This is a genomic window from Synergistaceae bacterium (assembly GCA_012728235.1).
In the GTDB taxonomy this organism is placed as follows: Bacteria; Synergistota; Synergistia; order Synergistales; family Synergistaceae; genus JAAYFL01.
The window spans coordinates 19,041-28,116 of record JAAYFL010000157.1; the positions used below are offsets into that span (position 1 = coordinate 19,041).

8 protein-coding genes are annotated in these 9,076 nt (G+C 39.3%); 5 read left to right on the plus strand and 3 right to left on the minus strand.

The window, feature by feature from the left end; genetic code table 11:
* Position 1 precedes the first annotated feature (1 nt).
* From GXZ13_07955 to GXZ13_07975, 5 genes are read left to right on the plus strand one after another with little or no spacing between them, the layout of a single operon-like run.
* Entirely contained in the window at positions 2 to 1,387 is a 1,386-nt protein-coding gene (locus GXZ13_07955; protein NLX75737.1) for a sodium:glutamate symporter, read from the plus strand.
* Between the two features lie 47 nt (positions 1,388 to 1,434).
* Positions 1,435 to 2,532, plus strand: a complete 1,098-nt coding sequence (locus tag GXZ13_07960) for an alanine--glyoxylate aminotransferase family protein (protein NLX75738.1) — start codon at positions 1,435 to 1,437, stop codon at positions 2,530 to 2,532.
* On the plus strand, positions 2,516 to 3,592 hold the full coding sequence (locus tag GXZ13_07965; protein ID NLX75739.1) for an Ldh family oxidoreductase: 1,077 nt from the start codon (positions 2,516 to 2,518) through the stop codon (positions 3,590 to 3,592). Before GXZ13_07960 ends, GXZ13_07965 begins: the two co-directional genes overlap by 17 nt.
* Positions 3,592 to 4,590: a C-terminal binding protein gene (locus GXZ13_07970; GenBank protein ID NLX75740.1), complete on the plus strand. Its 999-nt coding sequence runs from the start codon at positions 3,592 to 3,594 to the stop codon at positions 4,588 to 4,590. Before GXZ13_07965 ends, GXZ13_07970 begins: the two co-directional genes overlap by 1 nt.
* Positions 4,587 to 5,711 carry an ornithine cyclodeaminase gene (locus GXZ13_07975; GenBank protein NLX75741.1) on the plus strand — a complete coding sequence of 375 codons (1,125 nt, stop codon included), beginning with the start codon at positions 4,587 to 4,589 and terminating at the stop codon, positions 5,709 to 5,711. Before GXZ13_07970 ends, GXZ13_07975 begins: the two co-directional genes overlap by 4 nt.
* A gap of 663 nt (positions 5,712 to 6,374) precedes the next feature.
* Here the strand turns inward: GXZ13_07975 and nhaC are convergent.
* The 3 genes from nhaC to GXZ13_07990 all read right to left on the minus strand — a co-directional run bounded on the left by nhaC (position 6,375) and on the right by GXZ13_07990 (position 9,052).
* Positions 6,375 to 7,772 (minus strand): Na+/H+ antiporter NhaC, encoded by a 1,398-nt coding sequence (gene nhaC, locus GXZ13_07980; GenBank protein ID NLX75742.1) that lies wholly within the window; start codon positions 7,770 to 7,772, stop codon positions 6,375 to 6,377.
* A 77-nt stretch (positions 7,773 to 7,849) separates the two neighbouring features.
* The gene (locus tag GXZ13_07985; GenBank protein NLX75743.1) at positions 7,850 to 7,990 is read right to left on the minus strand and encodes a hypothetical protein; all 141 of its coding nucleotides are present in this window, start codon (positions 7,988 to 7,990) and stop codon (positions 7,850 to 7,852) included.
* A gap of 111 nt (positions 7,991 to 8,101) precedes the next feature.
* Positions 8,102 to 9,052 carry a hypothetical protein gene (locus tag GXZ13_07990; GenBank protein NLX75744.1) on the minus strand — a complete coding sequence of 317 codons (951 nt, stop codon included), beginning with the start codon at positions 9,050 to 9,052 and terminating at the stop codon, positions 8,102 to 8,104.
* Positions 9,053 to 9,076: the final 24 nt, after the last annotated feature.

A 9,076-nucleotide genomic window follows, 5' to 3' on the forward strand; every position in this document is an offset into this window, starting at 1 on the left:
TATGACGGTTTATTCTCTACTTACTGATTTTTGTTATGCCAGTATTCTAATCCTTATTGGTATGCTTATTAGATCAAAATTAAAAGTAGTTCAAAAAAGTTTTATTCCAGCCAGCTTACTTGCGGGCTTTCTAGGCTTAGCCCTAGGCCCAACAATGCTAAAAATTATTCCATTTTCTGGCGAAATAGGCAACTATGCCGGTGTTCTAACAATATTTGTATTTGCCTCTGTAGGTATGAATGGATTTTCTTTTTCTGCAAAAGATATGAAAACAGAGTTAGAACGCATGGGATCCCATGCACTATACAAAATAATTGCCCTATCACTTCAAATGTCTTTACCTATATTCTTCACATCACTTTTTTTAGTAAATATCGCACCCAATATTAGCGACGGATTCGGTCTTATACTAGCAGCAGGGTTTTTTGGAGGACACGGAACTGCTGCAGCAGTCGGGGAAACCTTTGCAGGACTTGGATGGCCCCAAGCAACGGACCTAGCAATGACTTCAGCTACCATTGGTATACTTGCAGGTGTTTTTGGAGGGCTTTTCTTTATTCGCCTGGCTACAAAGAAAGGCTATACCCAGTATGTAGATGACTTCTCAAGAATTCCAGATGACCTGCGAACAGGGCTAATTCGACCTGGTTCAAGACGCTCATTAGCAAGTGAAACCATATCCAGTATCGCATTAGATCCAATTGCTTTTCACTTAGCCTTGCTACTTGTGCCTTCTGGAATAGGATACGTTATAAATCAATACATCACAAAATATACCGGCCTTAACCTTCCTACCTTTACAGTAGCCTTCATAATATCATTAATTCTGTTTGTGCTTCTAGGAAAAGGAGAAAAAGGTATATATAAATATGTTGATAGCAATCTAATCACAAGACTGGGCAGCGCTGCAACTGACTATCTTGTCTTTTTCGGAGTAGCTTCAATTAAAATAGCTGTTGTTTTAGAGTACCTTGTTCCCTTCACATTATTAATGCTATTTGGTTGCGTAATTGTAGTAGTAAATTTAATGTATTTTGGCCCAAGAATGAATAAAAACAGCTGGTTCGAGCGCTCAATCTTTGTCTATGGATATTCAACTGGAGTCTTTTCAATTGGTATGACCCTGCTTAGAATCGTTGACCCTGATAATAGATCAAGAACTCTCACCGACACAGCAATCGTTGGCCCACTTGTTACACCTCTTGAAATGTTTGCCTGGGCTGCAGGCCCAGCCATGCTGGTAAGCGGAAAGGCATTTACACTTGCTGGGATTTTCCTAGCAATTACAGTAGCTGCAATTGCTGCTAGTTTTCTATTTAAATGGTGGTATGCAAGTGTCCCACTAGCAGGAAGAGATTCAGTAGAGGATGTTTTATCTGAAAATTAATTATTAGAGGCTCGACTTTTGTCGAGCTTCTTTTCTAGGAGTATAAAATGAATAAGAAAACCTACCTTATGTGTGGCCCTGTAGAAACTCCTCCAAGAGTTCGAAGAGCTATGGACCTTGAAATTTATTCTCACAGAACAGAGAGATATTTCCTACTGCACAAATCAATACAAGAAAAAATGATGCAGGTTTTTCAAACAAAAAACCCCCTTCTTTATTTTTCATGTTCTGGAACTGGTGCCATAGAAGCCGCTCTTCAGAACTGTTTTTCAAAAGGAGATAAAGTCCTTACCATAGTGAATGGTTTTTTCGGAAATCAAATGCATGAAAATGCACTAGCCTTAGGTTTAAATTCAGTTGCTATTAAAGTGCCACTAGAACGCTCAGCGGGGGCTGATGATATTAAGCCCTATTTCGATGAAGATGTAAAAGGAGTTCTAATGGTTCAAAACGAGTCAACCACAGGTGTAATGAATGACGTTAAGGGACTGGGCGAATTCCTTTTAGATAAAAAAGCTATCTCAATAATAGACTCAATAAGTGGAATGGGTGCCATTAACTTACCAGTTGATAAATGGAACTTAGATGTAGTTGTAAGTAGCTCTCAAAAAGCCTTTATGACCCCCCCAGGTATATCCTTTGTATCTGTGAGTGATAAGGCTTGGGATAGAGTAGAGCATCATAAGAGCACGGGTTTCTACTTTGATTTCCTCAGGGCGAGGGACTACAACAATAACTACAAGATGGTTTACACTAGCCCAATCACTTTAATGGAGGGACTCAACGCAGCTTTAGATATGATAATTGAAGAAGGAATAGAAGAAGTATACTTGCGTCACTCTAACCATGCAAAAATGATTATTAAGACAGTAGAGGAAATGGGGCTTAGTATCTATCCTCAAGATAAAGAATATGCCTCTCTCTCCCTTGTCTGTGTTTATGCCAAGGGCATAGCAAAGGAAATAGTAGCAAGACTAGCAAAGAAAAATATAATTGTAGGTGGGGGTCTTCCGCCTATAGCCGATGATACATTTAGAATAGGGACTATGGGTTATGTGTCTACAAATGATATAAATGCATGCCTCCTCGCTTTAAAGGATATCGTAGATGAACTAAGGGAGGAAGGTTTTGAAAAGGATAACTGAAGCCCAGGAAATAAATTTTATTGTAAGCTTCCTGGGTCATATGGGAATAAAGGATAGTGATGCAAAAAGAGGGGCCACCGTCTTAACTCAATCAGATCTAACAGGAGTAAGATCCCACGGACTTTCTAGACTACCAACCTACGCTAACAAGTTTCTAAATAAAAGCATTAATCCTAACCCAAATATTAAATTCTCCTTGAAAACTAACAATCTTCTTTCCGTTGATGCTGATGGTGGTTTAGGAATTGTCTCTGGACCAATTATACTTGATAAAGTGATAGAAATAGCCCTAATGGAAGGTGTATGTGTTTGTAGTGTAGGTAATAGTTATCATTATGGAGTTGGCAACTACTATGCTTGGAGATTTGCCCAGGAAGGCCTCATAGGCCTTAGCCTGACTAATACCACTCATCATGTAGCCCCCTTTGGAGGTAGTAATCCAATTATGGGGACAAATCCTATAACAGTTGGTATTCCCTCTGCAGGTGATTTTCCAGTGATATTAGATATAGCTACTAGTATCACAGCCTTTAGCAAAATCTTTGTCACAGGCAAAGAAGGATTTGACATCCCAAACAACTGGGCCATTGACAAAAATGGAAACCCAACCACTAATCCTGAGGAAGCCCTTAAAGGAGCTATCCTACCTATGGCCCAGCACAAGGGTTATGCTTTAGCCCTAATAATTGAAATACTCACTGGCATCTTATCAGCAGGAATAAAAGAGGACTTGAAGAGTATGTCATACAAGCATGATAATAGCCATCTAAAAGAAATCGGACATCTGCACATAGCTATTGATGTATCAAAATTCTTACCCCTTGATATCTTTAAAAGGCTTGTAAATGAATACTTGGATGAAATTAAAAATTCCTCTTTAGCCCCTGGGTTTACTGAGATTTTAATCCCCGGTGAGATAGAATCACGCTTCTATCAAGAGTATACTCATAAGGGAATACCAATAAATCCTGGTCTTGAAGCTCAGCTGGTTGAAATGGTAAATAAGTTTGGCTATGCCAAGGCTGATAAGCTAGAAGATTTTATGGAGGTGATTAGTTAATGGCAATTCATGTTATAAGAACATACAATGGAAGCGGCGATTTATCTATTGAAAAAGAAATACTAGGCCCAGAATATCACTTAGAAGAAATAGTTTGCCTAACAGAAGATGAACTAATTGAAAAATGCAAAAAAGCAGATGCAATTATATGTGGTTATCAGCCACTAACATCTAGAGTTTTAATAGAGCTCGAAAACCTAAAACTTATTGCTTTTAAGGCAATAGGCTTTAACAGCGTTGATATCCCTTCAAGCCAAGCTCTGGGAAAAACTGTTACCAACATAAGAAATTACTGTATTAATGAAGTAGCTGATCATACCTTGGCTCTACTACTTGCCTTGAATAGAGGAATCGTTCCACACAATAATCAAGTTAAATTTAACAAGAAATGGAACTATAATTTTGTTCCAGATATATCAAGGCTCGGAACTCTAAAGGTTGGGCTACTAGGTTTTGGAAACATACCCAGATTAGTAGCTAAAAGGCTTAATGGCTTTGGCCCTGAAATTTTAGCATACGACCCCTTTGTTGATGAAAAAACCATGGCTCAATATGGGGTTAAAAAAGTAGAGCTTGACGACCTATACCAATCAGCTGACTATATAAGTATTCATCTTCCTCTTAATGAAAGTACCCACCATATGCTAAATGATAAAGCCTTTGAAAAAATGAAGGCAGGAGTTAAAATCATAAATACAGGTAGGGGTCCCATTATTGATGAAGCTGCCCTAGCCCGTGCCTTAGATAGAGGCCAAGTAAGCGCAGCTGCATTAGATGTCCTAGATGATGAGCTGGGAAGTATTAAGGACAATCCCTTACTTGATAGAGAAGATCTTATACTTACACCCCATAGTGCCTTTTATTCAAATTCATCTATGGAGGATGGGAGAAGAGAAGTTTCAGAAAATATTAAGAACTACTTTGAAGGAAACTACCACCTATGCAATATAGTAAATGGGATCTACCCAAATAAAAATAATAAAAAGGAGTTGTTATGAGTTATCCAAAAATCGAGATTCTTTTTCTAAATGAAGAGGATATGATTAAAGCTGGTGTTACAGACATGAAGAGGTGCGTCGAGGTAATGGAAGAAGCCTATGAGCTCCTAGGTACAGGAGATTACTTAATGGGGGGAAAAAATGCCAACTCTCATGGGCAGATGATTGTTTTTCCTGAAAAATCAGATTTTCCAAACATGCCTTTAGCCGGCCCTGACCGCCGATTTATGTCAATGATTTCCTATGTAGGGGGAAGGTTCAACGTTTGTGGAGAAAAATGGTATGGTTCAAACCGCGAAAATTTGGAGAAAGGCTTACCAAGATCAATTCTTTTAACAATACTAAATGATGCAAAAACAGGTGCTCCTCTAACTATTCAATCAGCGAATCTACTTAGTGCATATAGAACAGGTGCCATACCTGGTGTAGGTGCAAAGTATCTAACCAGAAAGGGCTCAAAGGTACTGGGCCTAGTAGCAGCTGGCCCAATTGCAAGAACTTCTTTTATGGGTATTTCAGAAGGCTATCCAAACCTCGAAGTAGTTAAGATTTTCGATATTAATAAGGAAGCTTCCAAAGCTCTTGCAAAGTTTATTGAAGAAACCTATCCACAGTACAAAGAGATAATAATTGTCGATAGCATGGAAGAAGCGGTTAGGGATAGCGATATCGTAAATATAGCTGCTTCAGGTAAAGTTACACCAGAGCTTAAGGAAGAATGGATAAAAAAAGGAGCCCTAGTCTCCCTTCCTGCGGCCATTATACTTGATAAAGACTTTGTCATAAATAGGTCTAGGGTGGTGGTTGACAACTGGAAGATGTATGAGGCCTACCGAGATGAGCTGGATTATCCCTATACTGAAATAGGATCCGTAACTTTAGATAGGTATCTACTTGACTGGATTGAAGAAGGAGAAATAACAAAAGACTTTATTACCGATCTTGGAGATATTGTTGTAGATCAAAGTAAAGGTAGAAAAAATGATGACGAGATTATTTTCTTTGTTATGGGCGGGCAACCAATTTATGATGTTACTTGGGGATATACCTGCTATGAAAAAGCTAAGGAACTGGGGCTTGGCCAATTACTAAAATTATGGGATGAACCACTTCTAAAATAAATAAACTATCTAGTTATTAATAGCCTAGTATAGGAGGCTCTAGGAGAAAAATAACCTTAATCCAGTTATCCCTGGCAAGTAAAAACTTCTTTAACCTAGACCTTCAAATTATAATAAAGTTAAAAATACCTATAGCTAAGAAATAGTCGTCCTTAAAAATGACGGCTTGAGCTAAGGCTACAAGTTCTTGCTATTAACCAGCGTCTTCATCTTACGGCGCTGGTTTTCCTTTATTCAAGTCACTTTTTTTAAATTGTGTACACTATTAAAAAGAAAGAGCCACTAAAGGTTGCATCCTAAAAAAATATCCAGCCAAGCCCATGATGAGTATGCTAGACAATACTCATCACTCCCTATTCCTTTTTCCTAGGCTTTTTAGGTACCTACCTGACTTGGAAAGAAAAATTCAACTCAAATTAAGCTTGGCTTTATTGATCTTTTATCTCGATAAATAAGCAAGGGCGAAAAAGATGATATATACTTACGATTTGACCATCTTAGTCCCCTTGCTAGTAACCTACTTAATAAATGGCTTCTTTATTCCTTTAAAAGATTCTTCTAACAGAAATATGCTATTTATCCGGTTATACTAAACCTCCTCCTAGGCAAGCGGAATCTAAGCCCCTGTCTGTGTGCTTTTATAGGATGATAGGGTGCCTATTACTATTCCTCAGAACCCTCCGCTACCACTTCTTCATTGGTGTATTTAATTGAGAAGCCTGTATAGCCATAGATGATGGCAATAATTGGATTTAGCCAGTTTAGGATGGCATAGGGTAAATAGGCCAGTGGACTAACCCCCAGGGCTCCACTTATAAAGGCTCCACAGGTGTTCCAGGCAAAAAGAGGTGAGGTTAGGGTACCCGCATCCTCTAGGGTCCTGGATAGCACCCTAAGATCTAGATTCTTCTCCTTATAAGTTTCCTTGAACATTTTGGCGGGGAAGATAATGGCTAAGTACTGGTCAGCTGTAGCTATGTTAAGAAAGATCGATGAAACAACCGTGGCTAAGATTAGGTCTCCTGTATTTCTGACCAGTCTTAGAATCCTTCCAACAATTGCTTCAGTTACCCCAGAAGCATCCAGCACCCCTGCAAGAGTCATGGCCACTAGAACCAGAGATATGGTCCACATAACATAGTCAAGACCTCCTCCAGCTATAAGCTCATCTATAAGTTCATAACCTGTATCAAGTTCCACCCCATAGTGCATAACCTCTACAACTTCAGCGAGACTGGCACCCTGAAAAATCATTGCAAAGACTGCAGCAAGAAGAGCTCCACCCATAAGGGCAGGCACAGGGTTAACCTTCTTTGCAATCATAACTATTACACTAACAGGCACCAGGAGTAGAATTGGGCTAATTGTAAAGGTCTCCTCTAAAAGCATGTGGAGCTCACTAATCTGGGCCAGATCCACATTGCCAGCGTGCTTAAGCCCCAGGAAAAAATAGACAACAGTTGCAATCAGCATACTGGGAACTGTGGTCCACAGCATATACTTAACGTGCTCAAATACATCAACTTCACTAACCCCTGCAGCCAGAACTGTGGTATCAGATATGGGGGAAAGCTTATCTCCAAAGTAGGAACCAGACACTATGGCCCCTGCCATAATAGGAGCAGGTATTCCAAAGCTAATACCAATACCTAGTAGGGCAATACCAATTGTACCCGCTGTACCCCAGGAGTCCCCTGTAGTAAGGGAGGTGGCTGAAGCTAGTAGAAAGGTAGTAGGTATCAGAAGCTTAGGTGAAATAATCTTTGAGCCATAGTAGATAATAGTAGGTACAACTCCTGAGTGCAGCCAGGTACCCAGCATAATTCCCATGGCTAGAAGAAATACAATGGATGGAACAATGTTAACTATGTTTTCAATAATTGACTTTTCCAGTGCCTCCCATTTAATGCCATTTACCATGGCAAAGACCGTTGCAAAGACAGTTGCCAGTACAATAGGAATCTGGGGATCCTGCTCCCAAATGATAACACCAACAAAAATAGAAAGTAGTAAGAAGCCAATTATTATCAGTGACTTTCCAAAGGACAGTTTCTTTTCCACACTAAGCCTCCTTAAATTTTCACCACCCATATAGCTACAAATAATAAATAAAGTTGTATATGATTAGATGGTATATATTACTCCGATGTTATCATATGATAGGGGTTAGGTAAAGAAGTACAGAGGTCTATATCAATAAAAAAGTCCATCATTTCCCTTCTGCTTTCATTTTGCAAAGGGCAAGAGTGAACTTCATCTTTTACCCCCCTGTCCTGCATTTAAATGCTTTCTTCCTATAAAAGCCCTCTTAACCATGTTAGGTACCTAGCTCATTATAACCATAAAAAAGTCAGCTGGAGGCTCCAGCTGACCAATAAGTTTACTTGCTACTATTCATAAATGAAATGGTAGATATCAAAAATGCCACTGAAGGGCTTTGCCTCATCCCTCTCTACAAGCTCACTATGGTCAACTTCATAGAAGTCAGAATTTTCATAAATCCTTTGTACCGGCCCCTCATAGTCAAGGGGGATTCTAATAAGAGTGGAGGAGCCAATAACAGGATAAGAATATAACTCATCCTCTTCAATATACTCATAGAAGACAAAGGCTGAAATATAAACCTCTCCATCCTCTACAAGAAGAAAGACAAGCTCATTATCTATATCTTCCATGGGACTGGTAAAGGTGATTTCTCCTTTATTATACCTATCCTCAAAGGAGCCCTTCTCACCAGTGATTGGTCCTTCTACAAATGAGCCAGGACCTCCTCCTAACTGATAGTTAACAACTTTTCTTACAGTTTCAAGTACCTTGTCTGGGTCTTCTCCAAGAGACTCTATCTGCTCTCTACTGCTTAGAAGCTTTCCGCTATAATTATCAATAAAGAAAGCTGTAGCAAAGGACATGTCGTAATCACCATTATAGTACTGCTCATCCTGCCTTATGATAATAGTACTTACATCTCCTGAGTCAAAAACCCTTACATTCTTATTAAATAAGGTAACATACCCCAGTTCATAAAGCTCATGCTCTTCATGATCCTTCTTTATTAACTGCCATCTATCAAAGGCATATTCAAAGTGCCCCTCATTTATCAGATCCTCTGCAGTCTTTACAAAATTCCCTGGGCCCTCAATTTTTGGAAACTCAAAATAACTTTTAGCACTAGAAAGCTTTGGCACCTCATCAGTGTCTAAATTTGTATAAAGATAAGCTTCATCTATTATCTGACTAGTAATGGTAAGGCCTTTTTTGGGGTCCCTCTTAAAGTCCACTAGACCCTGGTCTCCCTTTAGCTGCCTGCCATCTTCATCAAAGTAGTACTTCTTAGCTCCCACCTGCTGCCAGCCAGTTTGAACCAG